Origin of the sequence: Cribrihabitans marinus, assembly GCF_900109035.1 — a bacterium.
In the GTDB taxonomy this organism is placed as follows: Bacteria; Pseudomonadota; Alphaproteobacteria; order Rhodobacterales; family Rhodobacteraceae; genus Cribrihabitans; species Cribrihabitans marinus.
Map to the genome: position 1 here is coordinate 1 of NZ_FNYD01000019.1, position 24,801 is coordinate 24,801.

Consider the following 24,801-nt stretch of genomic DNA (forward strand, 5'->3'; position numbering starts at 1 on the left):
GTCCATTTTGCCGTCCAGTCCTCTGCCTAATCTCGACAGCAGGACTCGCACAGACAGCCTCAGAGCGGCAGGAGGGGATCGGCGAGGCGCTTACAAGTCACTTTGGGCTCCGAGCTGTCAAAGAAGGCCCCGCAGAATCCGGCGGAGCCAAGGCTAGCCCACCGACATGGATGGCCCAGAGTTGCCATTCACCAAACGTCACGACGCTGGGGTATAGTTTCCCCAAAGCGGACGTCTGCAATGCGCGCGGCAAGTTGGGACTATCAAGGACTGCAGTGCAGACGGTCCAGACTGTAGCACACCCAGTCTTGACCAAAATGCAGGGGCGACCGAGGACACTGCCGCTTGTCCGTCGTCGCTTCAATAGAGGAACAGGGTTACGGTCGTGGGAACAAGGGCTACGATCACAAGCACCAGCAACATGACGGCGATGAAGGGCAGTGTCGCGCCAAAGATCTGCTCTACCGAGACGTCGGGATCGTTCAGCGTGTTGTGCACCGTAAACACTGAGATCCCGAAGGGAGGCGTGAGAAGGCCGATCTCGACCGCGAGAACAGTAACAATTCCGAAATGCATGAGATCGATGCCAAGCCCTTGCGCAATGGGCGCTGCGATGGGCACCATGATCAGCAGGATCGACGTGCTGTCGAGGATCATCCCCATCAACAAGATGATCAAGGCATAGAAGAACAAGAACCCGAATGGGCCAAAGCCCGAGTCAGTTACCAGACCTGCGATTGCATTGGGCAGTCCGGCAATTGCCAACATTCGGGAATAGAAGGATGCCGCCACCAGCAACAGCAGGATCGACACCGAGATTACACCGGTTTGCTTCATCACCTTCCAAAGCTTGGGCCTGTCAAGGCTGCGACGGGAAAGTGCTACGATCAACGCGCCGAATGCGCCGATACCGCCCGCCTCGGTCGGGGTGAAGAACCCGGTGTAAAGGCCACCCAACACGAGGATGACCAGAAGGATGATAGGTACCAACTTGAGAACGAGTTCTTTGAGCGGCATTGGCTCAAAACCACTGTCCAGCCTGCGTTCCCGTACCGCGTCAGGATCGTCAAGCACGAATCCGGGATAGGCAATCGTGATCCCGATCAGCATGGCGACAAAGCCCAGCGCCAGCATCAGCCCTGGAATGATTCCGGCAATGAACATGCCGCCAATCGAAACCTCGGCCAGTACGCCGTAGATTATCAGCAACAGCGAGGGTGGGATCAGCATCCCGAGAACAGACGACCCGGCAACGGTGCCCGCGGAGAACGCAGGGCGATAGCCATGGCGCGTCATCTCGGGTACCGCGACACGGGTAAAGACTGCCGCCGACGCTATGGACACGCCCGTGACAGCGGCAAAGATCGTATTCGCGGCAACTGTGGCGACACCAAGCCCACAGATCATGCGGCGCAAAAGCTCTTCGGCCACTTCGAATGTATCGCGTCCGACATTGGACACGCTGACCAGAAGCCCCATCAAGACAAACAGGGGAATGGTGGCGAACAGGTAATCGGCGATCCCCGAATAAGCGGTCAGTTCCAGCATCCGGAAAGACAGATCGATATTCCCTCGGATGATCCAGATTCCGAGGAAGGCAACGCCGAACAACGCGTAGGCGATCTGCATACCCAGAAGCACCAGAGCGATAAGCACCGCGATCAGGATGAAACCGATGGTCAGCGTGGTCATGCCGTGCTCCTCACGCTGCGAATTTCTTCACGGGCTCTGTATAGAGCGGCAAGGGCCGCCACGACGCAGCCCGAAATGGTGATGCCTCGGAATGGCCATGTCGGAATGGTCCAGACACCTTGAACCCCAAAGAATTCAGCGGTCTGCCAGGCGCTCAGAAACTTCGACCATGACGCCCAAAGGATCAGGACAAAGACAATTGCACCGGCAACACAGAACAGCGCCTCAAGCCATGCCACCAGCCGGGGGCTGGATTTCTGCATTCGGCGGACAAGAAAATCGGCACGGGTCAGCCGCAATTGCAGGATTGCTGCTGGAACCTGCAGAAAGACTATTGCAACAACAGCGCGAGCGGCAATCTCGGACACGCCTGTGATCGGCGCATCCAAAAAGTTTCGCCCGATCACATCTGCCACGATCAACAGCATCAAAGCGCCTATGCTGGCCGTGCCGACCGCCGACATGGCTGCGGCGACCGAACCGAGCACCGCGCCATAGGGGGCCTCGGAAAAGGACGGGACAAAGCGGTCCTCCTGCAGCTCAGGTGTCTCTTCTGTGCTCATGTCTGGGCGGTGTCCTGCTGGCAAGGATACACCCGCCCGGTCCACACGGGTCCGGGCGGGCGCTGTGTTGCGTTGCGATCTTAGAGACCTTCGTCCCAGTTCCGAAGCGGCGTCGCGCCGCGTTCGCGCAGGGCGCCGAAATAGGCCTTGAGTACAGTCTTGCCCGCATCCCCGGTCTGCTCCAACCAGGGTTCGATGATGTTGGGCAGGCCATCGACCCACTTGGCTTTTTCGGCGTCGGGAAGCTCATGAATGGTCAGCCCCGCCGCCTGCATCTCGTCCAAGGCGCGCGCTGCCAGATCACCGACGTAGTCGCCATGCGCGATCGAAGTCGCCTGTGCCGCCTCGCGGAAGGCTGTTTGTACCGGAGCGGGAAGCCCGTCAAAGAAGTCCTTGTTCGCGGCAATCCCACCGAAATACATCGACCCGATGCCAACGCGGGTCAGTTCTGGCGCAACTTCATAAACGCGCGTGGGCAGAATGCCCGACGCAAAAGACAGCGTGCCCTCGGTCACACCGGTCTGGATGTTGGTATAATAAGTGGTCAACGCCCCATCGACCGGCGTCGCACCGGTTTCGCGCAGCCAGTTGGCCGATGTGCCCGGCGCGTTCAGTTTGCGGTTCTGCAGGTCTGCCATCGAGGTCACCGGAAAGGTGCCGTAGATGTCATAGCTGTCGGTGATCAGCGACGACAGGTGCACCATGCCGTTCTCGGCCCAGCTGTTCTTCAGCTCGGGCAGGTTTTCTGACAGGTCATCGAAGATTTCGATGATCATCCGGTGATCTTCGGTGGCGAAGGGCGTGAAGTAGGTCACGTTCTGAAGCGGCATATTGGCCCCTTCCCAAACCGTGCCCACCATGCCGACATCGACGATCCCGTCCATCACCGCTTCGCGGGTGTCGGTGAACTTGTAGAGCGTGCCCGCATAGTTCTCGACCCAGTCGACCTGATATTCGTTGCCATTCTCGGCAAGGATCCGGTTCACCTCAGGCTGAAAGGTGTTCTTCATCGCGTAGACCCAGATGTTGGCCTCCGGATGCGACGAGCCGATATTGACCGTCAGGCTTTGCTGCGAAACTGCCGCGGTGCCGACAAGCATCGCACCGATCGTTGTAAGTGCTGTGAGTTTCATGGTGGTCCTCCCTTTTTAGCGCCTTGTTGTGGCACCCTATGGTTCAGTCTTGAAGTTTGCCCAGCGCGCGTAAGATGCGTTCCGGCGTGAAAGGCATTTCAGTGACCTGCGCGCCAAGCGGGCGCAGAGCATCGTTGATTGCGTTCATCACGGCGGCAGGTGCGCCGGCAGTGCCGGCCTCGCCAGCGCCTTTTGCGCCCAGTTCGCTTTCCTTGGTTGGTGTTTCCACGTGACCCACCTGCATGTCCGGCATCTCGGCCGCCATGGGGACCAGATAGTCAGCCATTGAACCATTCAGAAGCTGACCATCCTCATCGTAGTGGATCTCTTCATATAGCGCGCCGCCAAGGCCCTGAACGATTCCTCCCCGGATCTGTTCATCCACCAATTGCGGGTTGATCACGCGACCACAATCTTCGACGCACCAATGCTTGAGCAGGGTCACCACACCGGTGTCTGTATCGACCTCAAGATACGAGGCCTGCACTCCGTTGGTGAAGGCGAACGGATACTCCATCGTGATAAAGTGCCGGGTCTGAACCAGTTCCCTTGGCAAATCCTTTGGCAGAGTATCGCCCCGGAAATAAACAATGCGCCCCAGTTCAGCGAGCGGCATACGCTCTTCACCGCTGTCCATATCGACGACCTGTCCGTCACGGATATCAAGCCTGCCCGCATCGGCCTGCAACATCGCCGCCGCCACTTCCAGGATGGAGGCGCGCAGCGCCCGTGCCGCCTGCAAAGCCGCCTCACCGCCGATACCAGCGCCGCGCGAGGCCCAGGTTCCGCCGCCATAGGGCGTTACCTGCGTATCACCGGTGATCACGCGAACATTTGACGGGTCAACGCCGACACCTTCGGCCACAACTTGGCTCAGCATTGCTTCGGTGCCTTGTCCCTGTTCGGTCACACCTGACAGCGCCACGACTGACCCGTCGGGATCCATCCGAACCGTACAGCCATCCTGCGCCGAGATACGTGCGCCACCGATGCCATACATGAACGGCGACGGGTTGGTCAGTTCGATGAAGGACGCAATCCCGATGCCGCGATACTTGCCCTGCTTGCGGGCTTCGGTCTGATCGGCGCGCAGAGCGTCGTAGTCCATCATCTCCGTCAGCTTGTCCATTGACGCATGATGCGACAGGCTTTCGAACTTCATGTTGGCCGGGGATGTCGCCGGATAGGCGTCGTCCGCATACATGTTCCGTCGCCGGATTTCGACCGGGTCCATGCCAATCGCTGCTGCCGCCATATCCACCAGGCCTTCGGTGATGGCCACGGCGATGGGGTGGCCCACCGCGCGGTACTGGCAGGTCGGCGTCTTGTTCTGGAACACAACCGAGGTCTGCGCCCGGTAGTTGGCGAAATCATACGGGCCGCCACACAGGTTCACCACCTGATTGCCCTCGATGGCCGAAGTACGGGGATAAACCGAATACGGCCCGATCCCGGTCCAATCATCGACATCCATCGCAAGAATCTTGCCGTCGGCATCCACCGCGATCTTGGCTTCGATCTCGTGATCCCGGGCATGAATGTCCGTGGTGTAGCTCTCCAGGCGATCCGCGATGAATTTTATCGGACGCCCCATCACCTTGGCCATCGCAGCGGTCGCCACCTCATCGGGATAAACATGCACCTTGATACCATACGATCCGCCCACATCGCCGCAGATGACACGCACGCGGCTCTCGGGAATGTCGAGATGCTTGGCAAAAACAGTCTGCATCATGTGCGGTGCTTGCGTTGCATGATAGGCGGTCATCTGGCCTTCCGCCGGATTCCAATCAACAAGGATCGAACGCGGCTCCAGCGTCACTCCAGTATGGCGTGCCGTGCGAAAGCTTGCCGACACCACCTTGTGCGCGGTTTCAAAGGCAGCATCGACATCGCCCGCTTCGTGCAGACGTCGAAAAGCAAGATTGTCCCCCAGATCAGGGTGAATCACAGGGGCGTCTTTATCGAGTGCCGTCATCGTGTCCGTGACGGCGGGCAATTCTTCGAAATCGACAATGACCATCGACGCCGCTTCCTCCGCGGCAGCACGCGTCGTGGCGACAACTGCCACCACCGGCTCGCCCACCCAGCAGGCGCGATCGACGGCCAACGGATGTTGGGGCGGCGACTTCAGACCCTTGAGATGCGCCAGTACGGCGACCCATGGCGAACAGACTTCGGCCAGATCGGCACCGGTAAAGATGCGCACCACACCTTTGACTGCTTTGGCCTCTTCCAGATCAATGGTGCCGATCTTGGCATGCGCAACAGTCGATCGCGAAAACGCAACGTGCAGCATACGGGGCAACACGATGTCGTCGACATAGCGGCCACGGCCTTGCACCAGCTTGGCTGCGTTCGGGCGAGGTACCGTCTTGCCGATGTAGGAATTCGGCCGGTCGGGATTGTTGAACGGAATGGTCATGCCTTGCCCTTTCCCGCGCGGCCTTGTGCGACGCTCTCGACTGCATCGATGATGGCTTCGTACCCCGTGCAGCGGCAGTAGTTTCCCGAAAGGTGTTCACGGATCTCTGCACGGCTGGGCGTCCCACCCTTCGAAAGCAACTCTTCTGCCGCGACCAGCATCCCCGGCGTGCAGAACCCGCACTGCAATGCATTTCGCACCACGAAAGCCTCTTGCAAATCGCGGATCGCGTTGGTGTCGGTCAGACCCTCTATGGTCCAAACCTCTGTCCCATCCGCCTGCGCCGCCAACATCAGGCACCCCCGCACCGCATCGTCGTCAACGCGGATGGTACAGGCACCACAAACCCCATGTTCACAGCTGGCATGCGCCCCAGTCAGCCCCAGCTCGAGGCGCAGAAAATCAATCATATGCTGTCCGGCAGGCACACGTGCCTCAACCGGTTCACCATTGACGGTCAGAGACACGTCGACTTTGTCACGAAACATTTCGGTCATGCTGCGTCTCCTTTCAGGCGGGCCACGGCGCGGCGCAGCAGAACACCACCCAGATGACGGCGGTAGGCGGCACTGGCTTGTGTGTCGGATGGTGGATCGATCTCGGCGGATAACGCATCGACAGCAGCATCCAGATCACCGGCATCAAGTGCGGCCATGGCCCCCATCGCCAGAACGGGTTTCGGTCCAACCGAGAAAAGCGCAACGCGATGGCCTGCCGCGCGTTTGGCAAGACAAAGCCCAACAAGCGCGTAGTCGCCCGAGCGGCGCGCGACTTCCTCAAGGATCTGCATCTCGCCCGCTTCGGCAATGGGTAAAGTGATCCCGGTGAGGATCTCATCTTCGTTCAGCGCAGTTGTGAAGACCTCTTCGAAGAAATCTTCGACTGCGATGCTGCGCGACCCGTCAGGCCCTTCAGCATGCATTGTCGCGCCAAGCGCCAACGTGCAGGCGGGGAATTCTGCTGCAGGGTCCGCATGCGCAAGCGCGCCTCCGATCGTGCCGCGATTGCGGATGGCGGCGTGGGCGATGTGCGCAACCGCGTCCTTCAGGAGTGGCGCATGAGCTTGAACCTGGGGATCAGTGCCTACCTGAGCATGACGTGTCAACGCACCAATCCGCAGAGTGTCACCTTCGACAGCAATGCCGGACAACTCACTGATTTTCGAGATATCGACCAGCAGATCTCCGACTGAAAGCCGCATGTTCATCGCGGCGACCAAGCTTTGACCACCCGCCAATACACGACCCTGACCATCTGATCCCGCCAACAGATCAAGCGCATGGCGTACGCTTTCCGCCCGGGCATAGCCTCCCGCTGATGCCTTCATGGCGTCCTCCCTCTTTTTGCGACCTGTACCTTATTAAGCACTTGATCAATGTTATTGAGCAGATGATCTTTAAAAGCGAGTCGTTGCAAGCGAAAATTTCTTTGCTACTACCGAGACAACGAGGGCGCATGATGGACGGACAGACCGAAAGACCCGCCCGCGATGGCGAAGATGGCGCCACACGAAGGCGCCTGCCTCCGGCTGAGCGCCGCCAACAGATTGTCGATGAAGCGGTCCGCTTTTTTGCGGAAGTGGGCCTCGAGGGAAAAACGCGCGAACTGGCGCGCCGCCTTGGCGTCACACAATCCCTTATTTTCAATTACTTCGCCACCAAGGATGAACTGATCGATGCGGTCTATGAGAAGGTGTATATCGGCCGCTTGTCACCCGCTTGGCCCGAACGCCTGACCGACCGCAGTGTGCCGCTACGCGACCGCCTTCTTGCCTTCTATAGCGAATACAGTGCCTTGATCTTTGAGCGGGAATGGATGCGCATCTTCATGTTCTCGGGCCTTGCAGGTGCCTCCTTGAATCGCCGCTATCTTGAACATTTGGGCGATGTGATCCTGCTACCACTTCTCGCTGAAACCGAGGCCTTGGCGCAAACGGACGCACCGCCAAAAATGGAAGACGTGTGGAACCTGCACGGAGGCATCGTCTATATTGGCATACGCCAACACATTTACCGCATGCCCAAACCCGCCAAACCACAGGAAGAAATTGCGCGCGCAATCGACAAGTACCTTCTGTATTTCGGCATAGACTCTGAGAACTGAGAGGCATGGCGTAAACGGCATATTCCGTTGAAATACTCGCTCTTGACCGAGGAGCCCTCGGCTGACCCAACTCCTGCAATGGGTGGTAGGATCGGCGATGACGGGACCGATGGTTAACCTGATCTGACTGGTCCGATGTGATTGTTGGTGCATGACTGGCCTCTGATCCATCGGGACGATGGTTTCAGGGGCGGGTGGTCGATATCCGAGTGCGCTGTGCGGCCGTTGAGACCTTCTTCAAGACGATCAAGGCCGAGTTGTTGTGGCGGCGGTCGTGGTCGACGCGCCGCAACGCCGAGCTGTCTATCTTCGAATACATCAATGGCTTCTACAATCCACGCCGACGGCGCTCAGCCCCAAGCTGGAAAAGCCCCTCGGCCTTCGAGGCGCAGGCCGCGTAAATGAGAACCGGGGGGCGGCACAAAAGCGTGACAGGTCCATTTCGCTACGGCTTCCGGTCCAAACAGGGTGCCGAGCCAGCGTGCGAATATCATCATCGGTGATCCGCGCCTTGCACATGCGGGCCATGAAGGTCGCGACACGGACATTCAAAAGGCGGGCGCGGACCTTCGCTGTGGATCACTCGGCGGTTTTCAGGCTCACCTGGACGAATTCGCCGAGAACCTCGCCAGAAGCGCGCGGCACACGCCGGCGCCAGACATAAACCGCGCCGCGTCTGTGGACATAGTTGATCGCCGTCATGGCCTTTTCCCGATTGGGAAGAAGGACGCGAAAACTTGACTGTTTCACTTCGCTTCGGTGTGGATTTTCCCACTCGTGTGACGCACCCATGTGATGCAATGGGGTTTCGCTCAAAAGCGCCACGGCCGCGGCGACAATGATTTCAACGAGTTAAGGGAAGCCTGGCTGGGGTGGTAGGATTCTATGCTAAGTTATTGATACAAAAAAATATACCAAATCAGAGTATATGGTGTCAATTCCAGGAGCGCAAAAACCTTAACGTGCAACAGCCAGTGCCTTCATGACGATCTCAAACTTGGGCCGCGCCTCCTGTTCGACGGAAGCGCGTTATTGGCGGTCATCAAGCCACGCCCAGGAACTGTACCGAGTGGCTGCCCAACTACGCCAGCAAAAGGGCGAACCCGTTGCGCTTGAACCTACGACGGGGCATGAAAAAGGGTGGCTTTCGCCGCCCTTCTTACAGGAACCTTTTGTTCTCTTATACTGATCGCCAACTGCGCAACGCGCCCTCGATGCGCGCGTAGGCTTGGATGGCCTCGTGCCTGGAATGATGGCCGTCGCAGACCTGGTGGCCGTAAGTGTCTGCGCCTGTATTTTCGACGGTATAGCCGAGTGCGAGAAACGCCTCGTGTGCCGCCTCGGTCAGCCGCGCGCGGTGCCATGGCGAGGCTATGACGGTAACGTCGGCGAACTGCCGATCGACATGCGTGTAGTGCCGGTCCACCCAAACGTGAACATGCGAGAGGCCATGCTTCTCGATCAGCCACAGCGTCACGTCGCAGATGTCCTGCTCCATACCGAATTCATCGGGACAGAGGCTCAGGCGGCGCGCACGCGCCGTCTGTAGTACACAGCGTGCCCCTGTCTCACTCGGCATGACGGAACCGCGCAAGAAGCTCGCTGACGCGCGCGCCATGCCACTGCATCATGTCGGAGACCGGCAGGCCCCGCTCATGACCGGTTCGGTCGAGTGACGACGGCCTCTGATCGGCCAGAACGCGGTGGATGTCCCGCAGCGCGGCCTCGACGGCGTCGACATCCGGGATCGGCTGCCCGAAGACCCCGTGCATGTTACAGAGCGCCGCGAAGCCGCTGGGATCATCGAGCGCGTCGAGTAGGTCGCAGAGGCTCCCGCCGTGACGGTGGAGGTGCTTCTCCGCGGCATAGGCGGCGCCGAGACGCGCCTCGGCGGCGTCGAGGTTGGAGGTATTGAGCATGATGTTCTCCCTTCATGCGGTTACGGAAACGGTGCTGGGTGCCTATTCTTCGGCATAATGTTTAGTCGTGTCCGCAAATCGTGTTGGCGATGAAATAGTTTCTCCCCATCATTGCTTCGGTTGAACGAGCTTTGGCCAACATCTATGCCAAAGTGGGCGCGATCATCTGCTGCGCCATCAGGCTTGCAGGTGTCGCTCTATATCACTATGTTATAGAGAGGCGAGATTGAGGGTATTCAAAGGCAAAGTCTTTGCTCGCTGGGCCAAGAGCGAGCGCATCGAGGACGAGGTGCTCTGTAAGGCGGCTCAGGAGGCATTCGCCGGGCAGGTGGAAGCCGATCTCGGTCTCCATCTGTTCAAGAAGCGCGTAGCAAGGACGGGAGGAGGGAAGTCTGGCGGGTATCGCACCATTCTGGGATTTCGGAAGAATAACTCCAAGCGGATTTTCTTCCTCTTTGGGTTCCCGAAAAGCGCCAAGGCCAACCTTTCCTCCAAGGAGAAGAAGGCATTGGGAGTTCTGGCGGTCTCTCTGATCGACACCACCGATCCACAGATCGACGCTCTGAAAGCTGATGGAACGATTGAGGAACTGGAGTGCAGGAAATGAGCGACATTCTCAAAATGGCACACGATATGGCCAAGGACCTTCACAAAGTAGGCGCCATGGATGACATCACGATGCGGGTGATGGATGAGTTGTGCCTGCCGGAGCCCAAGACCTTCTCGGCCAGCGAGATCAAGGCCATCCGCAAGAAGACCCGGATGAGCCAGGCGGTCTTTGCAGCCTTCCTGAATGTCGGCAGCAACACGATTGCTCAATGGGAACAGGGCAACCGTTCGCCGAGCGGCCCGTCGGTCCGCCTGCTGGATGTGATTGACCGTAAGGGCATCGAGGCGATCGTCTGAGCCGTCAGGCTGCCCGGAACACCGCCGCCGGCGTCAACCCGATCTGCCGGGCTACGAACCAGTCCAGATAGCCCGCCAGGTATTTCGACGCCGGGCCGCGGAACAGTAGGATGAAGTCGCTGTATCTGGAGTGCAGAGAGTTGATGTTCTGGATGTGATGCGAGGCCGTCGCCTGGGCCTTGCCTTTGCCGCCCACCACGAAATGTTCCAGCCCCTTCCCTTTGGCGAAATGCTGGTAGGCCTGGTGGGCATCCGTGCAGAGCACGGCATCGGCCGGCACCATGGCATCCAGCTCGCGGCAAATGGTGGCATTGGTCCGGTCGGGGATCCGGCGCACCATCTTGGCGCCACCGCGATCGGCCACCGTCAGGATCGGCACATGCCAGTGGCTCAGCCCGCGCAGCATCGGCACGCCTTTCTTGCCGTATTCATACCAGCGGAGCCGCGGCGGCCGCGGATGGTTGGCGGGATCACGCAGGTGCTTCACCCATTCCCGTGAGCCCTTCCGGGACTCGCGCTGGAAGGCTTCATCGGCCTCAATGATGCCGGCGAAGGCATCGGACGAAGATCCCTTCATTCCCGCCAGGATGATCATCCGCCAGCGCCAGATCGTGCGCTTGTCGAGGCCAAGCCTGTTGGCCAGCTGCCGCACGGACGAAGGCACCCGAGGCCCGAGCATATCGCGGATCACATCGAGGAACAGATCCGGGCGATGGATGCGCCCGGTCCGCGAGGCGGTGCGTCCGCAATAGGTCTTCTGGCAGCCGCCGCAGCGATAGCGCTGAACATTCGTTCGGGTCCGCCCCCATTTCTGGCGCCGGTCATCGCCGCAATGCGGGCACTTGTGTTCCCGCTTCGTTCGTGATTCAATCTCGGTCAGGGCGTCGGATTTCCTCCGAACATCCCTGATCTTCGTCCTGGCATCCTCGATCTGCGCCGGGTTCAGGTCATCGAACCTGTCGAGGAAAAGTCGAAAGTCGTGTGTCTGCACGATCCGCCCCACTGTTTTTTGAGAGCGATATTGGCGGATTGTGAAAAAACGAAGGCCTCATCCGATTTCCCCAACACGATTTGCGGACACGACATAATGTTTCGTGCGTCGTGGCAGACGGATTCGTTCTGCGGGCGCCTTTCGGTTAGTTTCAGTGGTTGGTGTTCGGTGCCGGCAAGGAGATCGTCGGTCGTTCTTCCGCTCGGCTCGCACCGCCGCAGGCATTCTGCCGCGGTGCGTGACTGGGCTTCAGGCTGCGCGCTCGTCCGACACCTCGATGATCCCGGCTCCGTGCAGGGCATCGTGAAGACCATCCGCGAGCAGACAGATATCAGACACGATGGGATCGTCTGGCTCCAGCATCGCGAGGCTGCCTGTGTCGTCCCAGGCATCATCATACGCATGATCGAGGAGCAGGATGCGGCGCAGCTCGAGAAGCAGGCATCGCACACGGCGCGCCATTCTACCGGGCTGGTCGAGGCCGTCGCGAATGGCATTGATTAGCCGTTCGCCGCGGTTGCCTGCCAGCAGAGCGGCCGCGTGGCCAAGCGCCTCGCCGTGCCGGGCGAGAAACGACCGCAGCGCCAGTTCCCCGGTTGGAACGACGCGGCACTCATCGCCATGATTGAATTTCGTGTAAAACATTTGGCCTCCTGTGGTTTCGTGGTCCCGGGGTTCGTCCCAGGGGTCAGGGCGGATCGGAGGTCCGTGTTCGTTGTCGGCCGCAGTGCCTGGCACCTCTTCAGAGAATGCCCGAGATCGGCGGATGTAGGCTGGCGCATTTCCTTTCGTTGAATTCCAGTGCGGTCTATGCCGTCCGATGCAAGAGACATTAGCCGAAGTTCACGAGGGCGAAGCTTTTTCTTTGAGATTTCTTGAGAAAGATACGTTTGGCCGGAACGACCGGCGCTTTGGAATAGGACCAAGCACGGCAGTAGGCGCTTCCGATGATCTCGACTGCTGGCTCGGGATTAAGCTGTTTTCCGCAGCTTCGCCTTGCCGCTACAGCCGGGGAAGCGGACACAGCCGAGGAACGGTCCATACCGCCCCCGGCGCTCAACGAGCCATCCGTCCTGGCAGGTAGGGCAGGCTTGTTGCTCGGCCCCGCATTCCGAACATTGCAGGTTGCCGGTGTCGGTGTTTCTGATCGGCAGCCCGACGCCGCATGCGGGACATGCCGACATTCGATTGCCGCATAGCTTCACATGCTCGCACCGATACCAGCCCGGCCCATACTGACCCGGCATGTAAAGCAGGCGTCCGCCGCATTGCAGGCAGGTATGCGTGCGCTCGGAGGCCCCTTCCGGGCTTATGACGCCGTATACCGGGTCCTTCATCAGTTCGGTCACGAAGGCGGAGGGACGCGCCTCGGACGCCAGGATAGTGACACTACGGCGCGCGCGGGTCATGGCGACATACATGACGCGACGCTCTTCGGCATTGGCGAAGGGCTCGGCTTCCGGCGAGACGAGGCTCAGCAAAGAATCGTCCACGATCATCGAAGGAAACCCCATGAGAGCCGGTGATCGGTGGTCCTGTCGATTTCCGCAAAGGTCGGCTGTGCACCTCAGACGCTGAATGAGTGGACAAAGATGCGCTCGTCGTCGGCGCTGAGGTGGATTGCCTCGAATACGACCCGAACCAGATTACGCATCACCATTAAGTCGTAGCCGACGCCGACGCACCGCACTTACTCGCAATGGAATCGATTGGGGTCTCGTCGGTGGGCTGATGCTGCTCATCTCCTACTTGTTGATCCTGTTCGGCCAGATCGAAATGGGTGGCCGCGTGGACCTGGCTCTGTCGCTCCTCATTTGGCTCAACGAGATGGCGCTCGCCCTCTGGCTGCTTCTACGCGGTTTGGACCTCGGTCAATTGCCGTCGGAAAGCCCCAATGCAACATGACCAGCGAGACCATCGCTGAGCTGGTGTCATCGCCGGACTGCTTTCATCGTCGCAACCGCATTACTGTTTCTGGATGCCATTCATCGGGTGTTGATCACAACGATCCCGGTTTTTTGTCCTGTCTCCACGTAGCGAAATGCGTCAACTATGTCTTCCAGGGGATAGCTCCGGTCAAAGACGCCGTGAAACTGCCCTGTGGCCATCAGATCGGCGAGATACCGAACAAAGCCCTGCGCATCCTGCGGAAAGGGTATCTGCACGCGCTTGCTACCGGTCACGCCGAACAACGCACTGAGCAGAAGGTTTGACCAGCCAGGCCCGAGGTCGGTCGCCAAATAGACCGCGCTTTCGCCCAAGAGTGGTCGGCAGGCGAACCAGGAGGTCTTGCCGACAGCATCGAAGACGAGATCGAACTTTTCCACGATCGCGGTAAAGTCTTCCGTTTCGTAGTTCACCACCCTGTCGGCCCCAAGGCTCTCCGCCAGGTCAAGGTGCTGGGTGCTGACGACAGCGGTCACATCGGCCCCTTTTGCCTTGGCCAGTTGGACCGCCGCCGTCCCGATGGCACCGGACGCGCCAAATATCAGACAGCGCGCTCCTTCGGCCAACAGCTTGGTCGTGCCGTGTGCATACCAGGCACCTTCACCGACGACGGCCTGATTGAAGCGAAGGTTCCCCGGAATCCGCGCAATTGCACCATCGACGGGGGTGCAAAGGTACTCCGCATGCGCACCAAAGCGGTCGGGCGACAGCCCGAAGACCCGGTCGCCTATCTTGAATGATGTTACGCCGTCGCCGAGTACATCCACGACGCCGGCGAAATCCATGCCCAAGGTCCGCATATTCGGTCGTACCAGCCCCGTCGTCAGTCGCGCAAAGAACGGATGCGCCCGAAGCGTGCACGTGTCAGTTCGACCGACTGCGGCCGCGTGAACCGCCACCCGGACCTCGCCGCTCGCGGGCCGTGGGATTTGCACTTCACGAAGCGTTAGAGTTTCGGGTGCGCCGTAGCGGTCGAACACGATGGCTCTCTTTGTTTTTGCACTGGCCATAGCGTGAGATTACCAGTCCAATGGGGCTTTGTGTCGATTCTCCGACCGCAGCGCACTGCTCCTGCTGTACGTTTAGCCGGTTAAACCTGGTTGACTCTTTCTGTCGCGTGCTTGTCAGAGCGTTCAGAACCACCCCGCATCTTTCAATCGGGGCTCGAAGGACCGCCCGACCGGCACTTCCATACCGTTCCGGGTCAGTATCGTGCGCCTCCGGTTCTCAAGCCGGATTTCCTTCACGGCGGCTTCCGACACCCACCACGACTTGTGAACCTGCATGCCGTCGGTATCGGCCAGGTCCCTCGCCGCATCGCTCATACGGTGAAGGGTCATGCCGTCTCCTTCATCCGTGACGACACGCAGGTAGTGGTCCTCCATGCGCAGGTACTGGATGATGCCCGACAGGCCGTCCGGCCGCCGCGACAGATGTCCGATCGTCGGCCTTCGGTCGCCTCGCTCAGTCCCTGGCAAGGCGCCGGATGTTTCGGCTATTAACGTTGGCGCACCCTCGAAGAGCGGCCACCGCTCGATCAGGATGTACTGCACAAGGCAGAAGACCAGATTGATCACCGTCACATTCGCATACGTCAGCCAAGGCGACGGCAGGCCTTGTGGCGGGGCAATGACGGTATCCAGAAGCCAGCGGACTTCGAAGGTCAGCGGCACCGCCCCGATGATCGCGGTTGCGACGAGCAATGCCCACCCCGGCCAGCGTTCGGTGCCGAAGCTCGCGCGCACGCCGCGCGCGATCAGGATCATCTGCAGCCAGCCCGCGGTGACCGCAACGCTCCAGAAGGTCACCTGACCGGGAATCGCGTCGCGTTGCCCCTCTTCGTTAACCGAAATCCAGATCATCAGCGCCGCCGTGATGATGATCGCGACGGAGTAGCGCAGGTGAATATTTGATCTGAGGCTGTGCATCCCGGCGTGCGCGCCCTCTCGCGTGTACGGTTCACGTTTCGTGAACTGTATCACGAACGCGGCTTGCGAAGAAATTGCAACGTTTCCGAAGGGTTGCTGGATCAGGTCCTCAGCGGCTGCCAACCTCCCTCCATCACGAACGCAACCGAAGGAACCGCGCCGATGCAGAGCGCCATCAAAACACTCTTGCTTGCCGCCAGCCTCGCGTCCACCGAAGCGGCTGCCGGTCAGATCGACCTGACAATGACCGGCTTCGCCAGCGACAAGGGCATGGCCCGCATCGTCCTCGTGGAGGGCATCGAGGGCTACACCGGCGGCAAGCCCGTCACGCTCACCGCCACAGTACCGATTGATAACGGCACCGCGCGCTGGACCGCCGATGTGCCGCGGGGCACCTACTCGATGATCGCCCATCACGACCGGGACGAGAACGGTGAACTGGATCGCCCGCTCTTCCAGCTTCCGCTGGAGCCCTACGGCTTTTCGAACGGCGCCTGGACCAGTGCCGGGCTGCCCGCGTTCGACGAGGTGGCCTTCGAGGTTGGCGACGGTACCGCCCGGCAACGCATCCGCATGCGCATGAATGCCTTCGCCACGCTGCTGCAGGTCGTGCCGGTGGGTGCCGTCGCGCTTGCCGCTCTTTTCACCATTCTCACCATCCGCCGCCGTCGTGCGGTTCGCCACGCTTGAGAAAAGGACCGACCCCATGAACATTCAAGCCATCACCCGCGCCGGAGCCGCCGGCATGATCGTCAGCGGTCTTGCACTCGGCTATTCCTACATCGCGCATCCGCACTACATGTCACCCGAGACGATCGCCGCGCCGTTCTGGATCGTCATCCATGCGCTCTTCGCGCTCTCGCTGGTTCTCGGGCTACTCGGAACGATCGCGATCTATGCACTCACGGCCGAACGCGCCGGGGGTTGGGGCCTTGCGGGTTTCATCTCGCTCTTCATCGGCATGATGCTGATCTTCGGCCTCGACTACTACGAGGTGCTGATCGCGCCCTACCTCGCCGTTCACTACCCGCAGGTCATCGCCGATCACGGGGCGGGTGACGCGATGGGGCTGGTCGCCGTCTTCTTCCCGCTGGCCGGTGTCCTGACCGTCCTCGGCTACGCCGCGCTCGCCTATGGCTGGATGAAGGGCGATGTGCTGCCGAAGCCTGTCGCGTTCGCCATGATCATCGCCGCCTTCGCTTTCGGCTTCGGTCTCAGTCCTCTCGGAGGATTGATGGCTGCACGCGTCACCGCCGCCGCATTCGGCGCAGCACTCATCGCCATCGGCGTCTCTGCATGGCACTCTGCCGCGTTCTCTCCGGCGGCCACCTGATCTCCTGCGGGCCGCCGCCTCCTCTCCAGCGGCCCGATCCCGACCTGGAAGGAATGGACCCATGCCGCACCCCTTTCCTTCTATCGGCCTCGGGTCGGCGGTTGATGCACATCATGGCGAGGGCCGTATTTGCGTGCTTGGATATCCCACCGGCTTCGGACACACGGGAGTAAATCGATGCCGCAGACAGATGGATATGTCTCCACCCGACGCGATCTTCGCCAGCTTGGCGTCGGCAAGATCGGCCAAGGCCCATTCCGAAAGCAGCCGGAATAGTGGCGGGGCGAGAGTTCGACATTGTCTTGTGGGGCGCGACCGGTGCCACCGGGCGCCGCACCGCGCACCATCTCGCAAGGCGCTGCGGGGATTGCGGCCTCGCATTGGCAATTGGTGGGCGAAACCGCGAGAGGCTCGAAGCGCTGCGCGACGATCTGCCCGGCGCCGGCCGCGAGATCCCAATCCTTGTCGGTGACAGTCACGACACCGCATTCATGGGCGAGATGACCGCAAAAACGCATGTGGTCGTGTCGACTGTCGGACCATTTGCGCTCCATGGCAGCGAACTCGTCGCTGCCTGCGTCGGGAACGGCACGCACTACTGCGACTTGACCGCCGAGCCGAAATGGATGCGGGCCATGATCGACGCCCATGAAGGGAAAGCGCGGGAAACGGGCGCACGGATCATTCATTCCTGCGGTCAAGACTCGATCCCCTCCGATCTTGGCGTGCAGTTTCTTCAGGATGCTGCACTGGCACGCCATGGCAAGCCGTGCAGGCGCGTTGCCACGCGGGTGACGCGGATGAAGGGCGGCTTCAGCGGCGGCACGGCAGCGAGCTTCCTCAATGCCATGCGGTTGCGCGAAACAGACCCGGAATTCGACCGTCTGTCGCAAGACCCCTACGCGCTTTGCCCGGAAGGCGAACGCGACGGGCCGGACGGGCCGGACCGCATGATGCCGCTGGAAGTGACCTGGGATGCCGATCTGCAGGCCTGGACCAAGCCTTTCTTCATGGGGCCGATGAACGCCAAGGTCTTGCGGCGCAGCAACGCGATCATGGACTACCCGTATGGGCGCGACTTCAGCTACGAGGAAACCGCCCTGACCCGGGGCGGCATCGGCGGCTGGTTGGCGGCGATGCGGTACGCGCTCTTCGGCCGGCTTTTCCTGATCGCCATGGCGACACCGGCGACGCGCGGCCTGCTGCAACGCCACGTGCTGCCCAAATCCGGCGAAGGCCCGAGCAGGGAGGTCCGGGAGGCCGGTTCGTACGAGTTGATTCTGGTGGGTGAAATGCCCGATGGCGCCGTCATGAAGGCCCGCATCACCGGGCAAGGAGATCCAGGCGTGCGATCGACGACACTGATGTTGACCGAAGCAGCGCTCTGTCTGGCAGAGGACGCGGACAGGCTTCCCGTCGGCGGCGGATTCTGGACCCCGGCAGCCGCGATGGGCGCGCTGCTGCGCGACCGGATCACAGCGCATGCCGGGCTGACGTTCGAGCTTGTCGAGGATCGGCAACCGTGACGAGGCCAGGTCCCGTCGTCCGACTCACCATCTCATAACCCGATACGCTGCGGCTGACCTTGAGGCATCTCAACGCGCTCAAACGGCTGGTAGGCTATAACTCGACGATAGCCGCAGCAACGGAGATCGGGCCGGATGATCTGTCATCTGGCGTCGCCGGGCGGCGTTTCTGGGGGCTCCCTCATGGTTGATACTTCGACAGTCGCTTTGGATGACACGCGCCGCGCAAGCGGTCCTATCACATCGGTTCGGGCCCTGACTTGCGGACAGGCCGAGCAGCACGAGGAACACCGATACGGCAGCAGGTTGCCGCAGCTCTGGTGGGTCTTCTTCGGGCGAAGCTGGGTGCCCTTGCCGCTGCAATGCTTCCTGATCGAGCATCGTGACGGTCTGGTCCTGTTCGATACCGGGATCGACCCGGCGATCCTCTCTGACAAGCGGTATATCAAGGAAGCGATCGGGCGGTTTCTGCTGCATAGGATCTTCCGGTTCCACCTGAGCGAAGCCGACCGCATCGACCATGTTCTGGCCGGCGCGGGCGTGGCCGCGGGCGATATCCGAACGGCGGTCATCTCTCACCTTCACTTCGATCACGTCGGCGGCATCGCGCAGATCCCACAGGCCGACCTGCTGGTGAGCGCGCGCGAATGGGCGATCCTGTCCGAACCGCATCCCGAGCGGGAATGGATCCTGCGGGAGCATATCGAAATCCCCTCCGCGAGATGGCGGCAGATATCCTTCGAGCCGAGCGACGATCCGCTTTTCGAGGGTTTCGACGGCATCCATGACGTCGCCGGCGACGGCACGATGATCCTGCTGCCCACGCCGGGACACACGGCGGGCTCCATGTCCCTGCTGATCCGGCAGGACGGGTGGGACCCGATCCTCCTGGTGGGGGATCTCACCTACGAGGCCGGCTTGCTGGAACAGGACATCCTGCCCGGCACGGGCGACCGGGAGACCCTTCTCGCGTCCTTCGCCAAGGTGCGCCGGCTGCGGCAGCGCCTGCCGGGCCTCGCCATCGTGGCCTCGCATGATTTCACCGCTGGTGACGCGCTATCGCGGGCCACGCACCGACCATCACAAAATTCAGGCGAGATGGCGTCATGACCGACGCAGAAGACAAGCAACCCGACGAAACAATCACGGGGGCTGGAATGAACGCGGACCACCCAAACCTTGCATTGCTGTCGAAGCTCGACATCCGCGATCTGGACGCCTCGGCGCCGCTGTTCTCGGATGATTTCGTCTGGCACAACTTCAACCCCAACCTGCCGGATGTCGAGGGCGACTATGCCGGGCTTGACGGGCTGAAACAGTTCTTCGCCACCATCGCCGGAAAAACCAGCGGGACGTTCCGGGTCGTGCCGGTCTCGGCGTTCCCGTTCGGCGACGAACTGGTCGTCGTTCATGCCCGCGACTTCATGGAATTCGACGGCAATCCGATTGGCATAGATGTCGCCGTTGTCTGGCGCATCGTCGAAGGGAAGATCGCCGAGGGGTGGGATATCCCGTCGGCCTTCACCTTGGCACCCTGATCATATGAGAGGATCACCGCAATGACCAATGGAACCACGCAGACCTGGGACGCGATCGTCGTCGGATCGGGCATGGGCGGCATGACAGCCGGCGCCGCACTGGCGAAAACGGGACACAAGGTCTTGCTTCTGGAGCAATACAAGACCCTGGGCGGCCTTACGCACAGCTTTTCCCGCGAAGGTTTTTCCTGGGATGTCGGGATCCACTATCTGGGTTGCGTCGCGCCCGGCGACCGGGAACGGGGCATGATCGACTGGCTTTCGCACACGCCCATGGATTTCGAACCGATGGGCGCGGTCTATGACAACCTGCATCTCGCCGACGCGCCGCCGCTTGCGCTGTCGCGCCCGTTCGAGGCCCATGAACGCGACCTCAAGGACCGGTTTCCCGATGAGTCTGAGGCCATCGAAGCCTGGATCGCCGCGCTGCGCGAAGGCCGTGAGATCATGAATACAATCGCTTCGACGCGGGCTTTGCCCGAATTCGCCGGTGACATGATCGATTGGTGGAACCACCGCGCCATCAACAAGTGGTGCAAACGCACGACAAAAGAAGTCGCTGAAAGCCTGACACAAAACCCGGATCTGATCGCGGCATTTACCGCGCAGTGGGGAGATTTCGGCGGCCGCCCCCACAAGGCGAGCTTTGCGATGCACGCATTGATCCCCGGGTCTTATCTGCAAAGCGGTGCCTGGTATCCGGTGGGCGGCGGCAAGGCGTTTGCCGACCACATCATCCCGACGATCACGGAAAACGGTGGTGAGGCGCGCGCCGGGGTGAAGGTCGAAACGCTGCTTGTCGATGGCGACAAGGTCGTGGGCGTGCGCACGTCGGACGGCGAAGACATCCGGTCGGACGTCGTCATCTCAAACATCGGTGCGCGCGAGACAATCAACAACTTGCTTCCCTCGGATTGCGGCGCCGGAGACTGGATTGATGAAATCCGGGCTCTGCCCCCCTCCATTGCCCATTTCAGCCTGTTCCTCGGGTTTGAGGGGGACGTTGAAGAGGCCGGGGCCACACGGTCAAACCATTGGTTCTATCCGAAAGGAGAGATCGACGCCGTGTGGAGCGATGCTCCGACCGGCAATCCGCCCGGCTTCTTCGTCTCGTTTGCCTCTCTCAAGGACCCAAGCCACGATCCGGGCCCCCAGCAGAAACATGCGGGCGAAATGGTGGTCTGGACCGATTGGAGCAGTGTCGCCCGATGGGCGGACCTTCCCTCGGGTTCGCGAGGCACGGAGTACAAGGCCTTCAAGCAGGAGGTCGAGGACAAGATGTTCGCGCTGTTCAAGGAGAACTTCCCTGACCTGGCCGAACTCGTGGTGTTCCGCGAGCTGTCGACACCCTTGGCAACGGCGGCGATCACCGGCCATCACGAGGGCCGTTTCTACGGTCTGGACGGGACGCCCGAACGCGTGTTGAGCAATGCGCTCAACGCCAAGACCCCGATCGAAGGGCTCTACCTGTCCGGGCAGGACGTGGTCAGCCAAGGCATTCAAGGCGCACTCTGGGGCGGGATCCTCTGTGCTGCCAGCCTCGATCCGAAGGTCTTCAAGCAGCTGAGAGGGTGACGCATGCACCGCGCTCTGCCTGTCTCGCTCCGTGTCCATCACGCGGGCTGCGCTCTCGAAAGGGTCGTCAGCCCGAATAGCAACAACGCCGCCGACAGGCCGCAGGCGATTGTCCGGACCGTGTTCCAGAACGTCCAGCGCGGCAGGTAGGTGCCGGTCCAGTAGGCGCGGGTTGCGTCCTGCGACAGGTCCATGCGTGCCAGCGTCTCGTTCATCGGCACGTTGCAGACGATCGTGACGCCGAAGCAGCCGAGAAGGTAGACCAGCCCCGCCATGCCGATCAGCATGGCACCGGGGCGGGAGGGGCCAACCGCGGCATGGACGATCAGCGCCAGGGATAAGGCGGCGAGGCCCAGGAAGAGAGTCATGAAGACCCAGCGAAACACCTCTCGATTGATGGCCTGCATCGCCTCCGCGCCACCATGGCCGCTGGTCGCGGCGAGGGCGCGCATGATGAAGTCCGAGAAGGCGAGGAAGACGCCGCCGACCAGCGCATAGGCGAGGACGGCGAGGTGGATGAGGTAGAAGAGAAACGGGGACATGGTGTGGCTCCTTGCAGGGGCGGCGGCGGGACAGCGAGGGCCACGCCGCCGCTGTGGGGTCAGCGCATGGGCTGCGCGGCGGGGTGGACGCGTGCCGGCTGCCAAAGCCGCCGGCGGAAGGCCGCGAGGCAGAGCGCGGCGATGCCGAGCTCGACGACGAGGGCGCCGATGACGCTGGCGGACGGCATCCCGTCCACGCCGAGCCCAATGAACCGTCCGGCGGGAAAGGCGATGAAGACCGTCAGCGCCAAGGCGATGGAGACGGGCAGCATCGTGAGACTCCGGATGCCGAGCAGCATCAGCCCCCCGAAAACCGCGAGGCCCGCCCCCGGAGCGCGCAACTCGCTCAGGAGGCTGGCATCGTCGCCGAGCGTGATGCCGTAGCTGGCGTAGAAGGCGTGCGGCGCGAACGTGATGAAGGTGCCGATGCCAAGCGCGGTGAGGCCGGAGAGGCCGAGCGCGATCTTCTCAAGGAATGAAGGCGTCATGTCATGTTCCTTTCATGGTGTGGTCTCAGGCGGCGCTTGTCCACGCGCCGGTTCGGGCGGCGGCCCGGGCGAAGTCCGCAAAGTCGCGCGGGGCGCGGCCGAGCGCGCGCATCACGCCGTCCGTGGTGTGGGCGTTGCGCCCGTCCAGCGTCTCGCGTGCGATGGCGGTGAAGACGTCGGCGACGAAGGGTCCGCCCGCCCGGGCGACATTGGCGTGAAAGTCTTCGAAGCTGATCGGGATGTGCCGGATCTCTTGCCCTGAGGCCTGCGAGAGCTCCATCGCCATCTCTGCGAAACTCATCAGCCGCGGGCCCGTGACCTCGTAGAGCTCACCCCGGTGCCCCTCTTCGGTCAAGGCCGCGACGACAACATTGGCAATATCGTCGATGTCGATGATGGGCTCCGCGATGTCGCCGCCGGGCATCGGCAGGACGCCGGCGAGGACCGGATCGCGCAGGTAGCCTTCGGAGAAGTTCTGCGCGAACCAGGCGGCCCGGACGATGGTGAAGTCCACGCCGGAATTGCGCACCACCTCTTCCCCCAGCCGGGCATGATGCTCGCCCCGGCCCGACAGGAGGACGAGGTGTTCGACGCCCACGTCGCGGGCGGTTTCGCAGAGGGACTCGAGCTTTTCCACGGCACCCGGAAAGGCGAGGTCGGGAAAGTAGGTGACATAGGCCGCACCGGCCCCGCGGAGGGCGGGCGCCCAGGTCTCGGGCGCCTCCCAGTCGAAGGGTGTGGCGGAACTGCGTGAGCCCCGGCGCACGGGATAGCCCCGCGCTTCGAGGCGGCTGGCGATGCGGGAACCGGTCTTGCCGGTGGCGCCGATGACGAGGATCAGTTGGTCGTTCATGGAATGTCTCCCTGGCTTCGGTGTCGGTAGCCAAGGGATAGACCACGCGGCGCCATGCGGTATTGACCGGCGATGCCAGCGTTTTGACCGCCGTCGCCAAGCTGGCCGTCAGCGCCCAGCAAACCCCTTGCGGTAGGTCGCGGGCGTCGTGCCCATCCAGCGCTTGAACGCGCGGGTAAAGGCGCTCTGCTCCGAGAAGCCGGTCAGAAACGCGATTTCGGCCAGCGAATGGCGCTCGTCTCGCAACAGCCCTTCGGCGAGATCGCGACGGGTCTCCTCGGTCAGGCTCTGAAAGCTCATCCCGTGCTCCGAAAGGCGCCTGTGGAAGGACCGCGCGCTGAGCCCGAGGCCGCGGGCGATCTCTGCCATCTTCGGCGCCCCTTCGCTGAGAGCCTGGGCGATAGCCGCCTTCGCCTGCGCGACAAGCGCGGGCTCCCGGGTGATCTCGGACAGTTCGACGTCGAGTTGCGAGATGAGATAGCGCGATATCCCCTCGTCCCCGAGAATGTTGGGACGGGCCAGCGTCTCGTCGGCATAAAGGATCGCGTCGAGGTCCGCGCCGAAGCGAACCGGGCAGCCGAACGAATCCTCGTGTGCGGCTATCGAGCGCGGCGCGGGATGCCGGACCAGAACTTCCACGGGCGCGAGCGGCACCGGGCAGACCTGCCTTGCGATGGACACGGCGCTCGCAAGCGTCGCCTCGTTCGACAGCCGCATACCGAGGCACCGATCGCCCGTCCGATGCAGGATGAAAAGCGTGCCCCCCGCCGCCGGCCGCAGCTCGTATTCGACGACGCTGGTCCAGAGACGCGCATAGCGTTCCACCCGCGCATAGGACGCACCCAGCGTCGTTGCGGCCTTGAAGGCCAGCCCCAGCGCGCCGTATTCGTCGAGCCGCATGGAGGCCCCCGTGCGCACCGGCAGGTCGGTCACGTCGACCTGCCCCGCCATGCGTTCGAGCATGGCATAGTAACGCTCGGCCGGGACCATCTGCCTGGGGTCCCATGGGCCTTCGGGGTCGATCCCGACACTGGCCAGCATCGCCCCGGCGTCGATCCCGTCACCCGCCGCGGCGACCATCTTGCGTGCGAAGAGCGATGTCACATAGCCCATGCCGGGCATCCTACGGTGCCGGGCATGTGCAGCCAAGTTCGCGAAATGCTGCTTCGACACGAGATGCCCGGAACCGACCCCGGAGATGGCCGCAGAACCATGCGACACTCAATCGGGCGGCTTCATTCGGTCAGACCACATTGCCTGACCGCGAACGCCGCAGCTCATCCGCTTATGACCCGGGTCGAACCCGAGACGCGGATGCCCGCGCCCGGTGCCTCGCCGA

Annotated in this window: 28 protein-coding genes and 1 pseudogene; 11 read left to right on the forward strand and 18 right to left on the reverse strand. The window is 61.7% G+C overall.

The window, feature by feature from the left end:
• Nucleotides 1-360: 360 nt before the first annotated feature.
• From BMX57_RS19580 to BMX57_RS19605, 6 genes are all read right to left on the reverse strand, one after another.
• Nucleotides 361-1,692 carry a TRAP transporter large permease gene (locus BMX57_RS19580; protein ID WP_092371389.1) on the reverse strand — a complete coding sequence of 444 codons (1,332 nt, stop codon included), beginning with the start codon at nt 1,690-1,692 and terminating at the stop codon, nt 361-363.
• Nucleotides 1,689-2,255 (reverse strand): TRAP transporter small permease subunit, encoded by a 567-nt coding sequence (locus BMX57_RS19585; RefSeq protein ID WP_092371392.1) that lies wholly within the window; start codon nt 2,253-2,255, stop codon nt 1,689-1,691. Before BMX57_RS19585 ends, BMX57_RS19580 begins: the two co-directional genes overlap by 4 nt.
• An 80-nt stretch (nt 2,256-2,335) precedes the next feature.
• Entirely contained in the window at nt 2,336-3,388 is a 1,053-nt protein-coding gene (locus BMX57_RS19590; RefSeq protein WP_092371395.1) for a C4-dicarboxylate TRAP transporter substrate-binding protein, read from the reverse strand.
• A gap of 43 nt (nt 3,389-3,431) precedes the next feature.
• The gene (locus BMX57_RS19595; protein ID WP_092371398.1) at nt 3,432-5,813 is read right to left on the reverse strand and encodes a xanthine dehydrogenase family protein molybdopterin-binding subunit; all 2,382 of its coding nucleotides are present in this window, start codon (nt 5,811-5,813) and stop codon (nt 3,432-3,434) included.
• Nucleotides 5,810-6,310, reverse strand: coding sequence for a (2Fe-2S)-binding protein (locus BMX57_RS19600; RefSeq protein ID WP_092371401.1), 501 nt, complete (start codon nt 6,308-6,310; stop codon nt 5,810-5,812). Before BMX57_RS19600 ends, BMX57_RS19595 begins: the two co-directional genes overlap by 4 nt.
• Complete coding sequence (locus tag BMX57_RS19605; protein ID WP_092371405.1) at nt 6,307-7,140, reverse strand: FAD binding domain-containing protein; 834 nt, start codon at nt 7,138-7,140, stop codon at nt 6,307-6,309. Before BMX57_RS19605 ends, BMX57_RS19600 begins: the two co-directional genes overlap by 4 nt.
• Before the next feature lie 128 nt (nt 7,141-7,268).
• On the opposite strand from BMX57_RS19605, the gene BMX57_RS19610 reads away from it, so the two are divergent.
• Both BMX57_RS19610 and BMX57_RS19615 read left to right on the forward strand, forming a co-directional pair.
• Nucleotides 7,269-7,916, forward strand: a complete 648-nt coding sequence (locus BMX57_RS19610; RefSeq protein ID WP_229724301.1) for a TetR/AcrR family transcriptional regulator — start codon at nt 7,269-7,271, stop codon at nt 7,914-7,916.
• A gap of 218 nt (nt 7,917-8,134) precedes the next feature.
• Nucleotides 8,135-8,317 (forward strand): annotated as a pseudogene (locus BMX57_RS19615) (IS3 family transposase); the annotation flags it as partial.
• Between the two features lie 178 nt (nt 8,318-8,495).
• On the opposite strand, the gene BMX57_RS21030 reads toward BMX57_RS19615, so the two are convergent.
• The 3 genes from BMX57_RS21030 to BMX57_RS19625 form a co-directional block, all read right to left on the reverse strand.
• A complete protein-coding gene (locus BMX57_RS21030) occupies nt 8,496-8,618 on the reverse strand; it encodes a DUF6538 domain-containing protein (protein ID WP_268236053.1) in 123 nt (40 codons plus the stop codon).
• 478 nt (nt 8,619-9,096) lie between these two features.
• On the reverse strand, nt 9,097-9,414 hold the full coding sequence (locus BMX57_RS19620; RefSeq protein WP_092371408.1) for a hypothetical protein: 318 nt from the start codon (nt 9,412-9,414) through the stop codon (nt 9,097-9,099).
• A 70-nt stretch (nt 9,415-9,484) separates the two neighbouring features.
• The gene (locus BMX57_RS19625) at nt 9,485-9,835 is read right to left on the reverse strand and encodes a hypothetical protein (RefSeq protein WP_092371411.1); all 351 of its coding nucleotides are present in this window, start codon (nt 9,833-9,835) and stop codon (nt 9,485-9,487) included.
• A gap of 226 nt (nt 9,836-10,061) precedes the next feature.
• On the opposite strand from BMX57_RS19625, the gene BMX57_RS19630 reads away from it, so the two are divergent.
• Both BMX57_RS19630 and BMX57_RS19635 read left to right on the forward strand, forming a co-directional pair.
• Entirely contained in the window at nt 10,062-10,442 is a 381-nt protein-coding gene (locus tag BMX57_RS19630; RefSeq protein ID WP_092371414.1) for a type II toxin-antitoxin system RelE/ParE family toxin, read from the forward strand.
• Nucleotides 10,439-10,741, forward strand: coding sequence for a helix-turn-helix domain-containing protein (locus tag BMX57_RS19635; RefSeq protein WP_092371417.1), 303 nt, complete (start codon nt 10,439-10,441; stop codon nt 10,739-10,741). The genes BMX57_RS19630 and BMX57_RS19635 overlap by 4 nt, the downstream gene beginning before the upstream one ends.
• A 4-nt stretch (nt 10,742-10,745) precedes the next feature.
• On the opposite strand, the gene BMX57_RS19640 is transcribed toward BMX57_RS19635, so the two are convergent.
• The 3 genes from BMX57_RS19640 to BMX57_RS19650 all read right to left on the reverse strand — a co-directional run bounded on the left by BMX57_RS19640 (nt 10,746) and on the right by BMX57_RS19650 (nt 13,231).
• On the reverse strand, nt 10,746-11,732 hold the full coding sequence (locus BMX57_RS19640) for an IS1595 family transposase (protein WP_092371420.1): 987 nt from the start codon (nt 11,730-11,732) through the stop codon (nt 10,746-10,748).
• A 249-nt stretch (nt 11,733-11,981) separates the two neighbouring features.
• Nucleotides 11,982-12,377 carry a hypothetical protein gene (locus BMX57_RS19645; protein WP_092371423.1) on the reverse strand — a complete coding sequence of 132 codons (396 nt, stop codon included), beginning with the start codon at nt 12,375-12,377 and terminating at the stop codon, nt 11,982-11,984.
• Nucleotides 12,378-12,703: 326 nt separating this feature from the next.
• Entirely contained in the window at nt 12,704-13,231 is a 528-nt protein-coding gene (locus BMX57_RS19650; RefSeq protein WP_308419779.1) for a topoisomerase DNA-binding C4 zinc finger domain-containing protein, read from the reverse strand.
• Between the two features lie 232 nt (nt 13,232-13,463).
• On the opposite strand from BMX57_RS19650, the gene BMX57_RS20765 reads away from it, so the two are divergent.
• A complete protein-coding gene (locus BMX57_RS20765; protein WP_177175510.1) occupies nt 13,464-13,637 on the forward strand; it encodes a hypothetical protein in 174 nt (57 codons plus the stop codon).
• An 80-nt stretch (nt 13,638-13,717) separates the two neighbouring features.
• Here the strand turns inward: BMX57_RS20765 and BMX57_RS19655 are convergent, their stop codons facing one another.
• Nucleotides 13,718-14,659, reverse strand: coding sequence for an NAD(P)-dependent alcohol dehydrogenase (locus BMX57_RS19655; protein WP_229724300.1), 942 nt, complete (start codon nt 14,657-14,659; stop codon nt 13,718-13,720).
• 153 nt (nt 14,660-14,812) lie between these two features.
• On the reverse strand, nt 14,813-15,730 hold the full coding sequence (locus BMX57_RS19660) for a LytTR family DNA-binding domain-containing protein (protein ID WP_092371429.1): 918 nt from the start codon (nt 15,728-15,730) through the stop codon (nt 14,813-14,815).
• Nucleotides 15,731-15,769: 39 nt separating this feature from the next.
• On the opposite strand from BMX57_RS19660, the gene BMX57_RS19665 reads away from it, so the two are divergent.
• From BMX57_RS19665 to BMX57_RS19690, 6 genes are all read left to right on the forward strand, one after another.
• Entirely contained in the window at nt 15,770-16,297 is a 528-nt protein-coding gene (locus tag BMX57_RS19665; protein WP_092371432.1) for a DUF2141 domain-containing protein, read from the forward strand.
• A 16-nt stretch (nt 16,298-16,313) separates the two neighbouring features.
• Entirely contained in the window at nt 16,314-16,940 is a 627-nt protein-coding gene (locus BMX57_RS19670; protein ID WP_092371435.1) for a hypothetical protein, read from the forward strand.
• A gap of 275 nt (nt 16,941-17,215) precedes the next feature.
• Nucleotides 17,216-18,466, forward strand: a complete 1,251-nt coding sequence (locus BMX57_RS19675; RefSeq protein WP_177175511.1) for a saccharopine dehydrogenase family protein — start codon at nt 17,216-17,218, stop codon at nt 18,464-18,466.
• Between the two features lie 306 nt (nt 18,467-18,772).
• Nucleotides 18,773-19,576 carry an N-acyl homoserine lactonase family protein gene (locus BMX57_RS19680; protein WP_177175512.1) on the forward strand — a complete coding sequence of 268 codons (804 nt, stop codon included), beginning with the start codon at nt 18,773-18,775 and terminating at the stop codon, nt 19,574-19,576.
• Nucleotides 19,573-20,004: a nuclear transport factor 2 family protein gene (locus BMX57_RS19685; protein ID WP_218142442.1), complete on the forward strand. Its 432-nt coding sequence runs from the start codon at nt 19,573-19,575 to the stop codon at nt 20,002-20,004. Before BMX57_RS19680 ends, BMX57_RS19685 begins: the two co-directional genes overlap by 4 nt.
• A gap of 21 nt (nt 20,005-20,025) precedes the next feature.
• Entirely contained in the window at nt 20,026-21,579 is a 1,554-nt protein-coding gene (locus tag BMX57_RS19690; protein ID WP_092371443.1) for a phytoene desaturase family protein, read from the forward strand.
• Nucleotides 21,580-21,617: 38 nt separating this feature from the next.
• Here BMX57_RS19690 and BMX57_RS19695 read toward each other — a convergent pair whose 3' ends face one another.
• From BMX57_RS19695 to BMX57_RS19710, 4 genes are all read right to left on the reverse strand, one after another.
• Nucleotides 21,618-22,121: an anthrone oxygenase family protein gene (locus BMX57_RS19695; RefSeq protein WP_092371445.1), complete on the reverse strand. Its 504-nt coding sequence runs from the start codon at nt 22,119-22,121 to the stop codon at nt 21,618-21,620.
• 59 nt (nt 22,122-22,180) lie between these two features.
• Nucleotides 22,181-22,609, reverse strand: a complete 429-nt coding sequence (locus tag BMX57_RS19700) for a DUF4345 domain-containing protein (protein ID WP_092371448.1) — start codon at nt 22,607-22,609, stop codon at nt 22,181-22,183.
• A 25-nt stretch (nt 22,610-22,634) separates the two neighbouring features.
• Nucleotides 22,635-23,462, reverse strand: coding sequence for an NAD(P)H-binding protein (locus BMX57_RS19705; RefSeq protein ID WP_092371451.1), 828 nt, complete (start codon nt 23,460-23,462; stop codon nt 22,635-22,637).
• 108 nt (nt 23,463-23,570) lie between these two features.
• Nucleotides 23,571-24,575, reverse strand: a complete 1,005-nt coding sequence (locus BMX57_RS19710; RefSeq protein WP_092371460.1) for an AraC family transcriptional regulator — start codon at nt 24,573-24,575, stop codon at nt 23,571-23,573.
• Nucleotides 24,576-24,801: the final 226 nt, after the last annotated feature.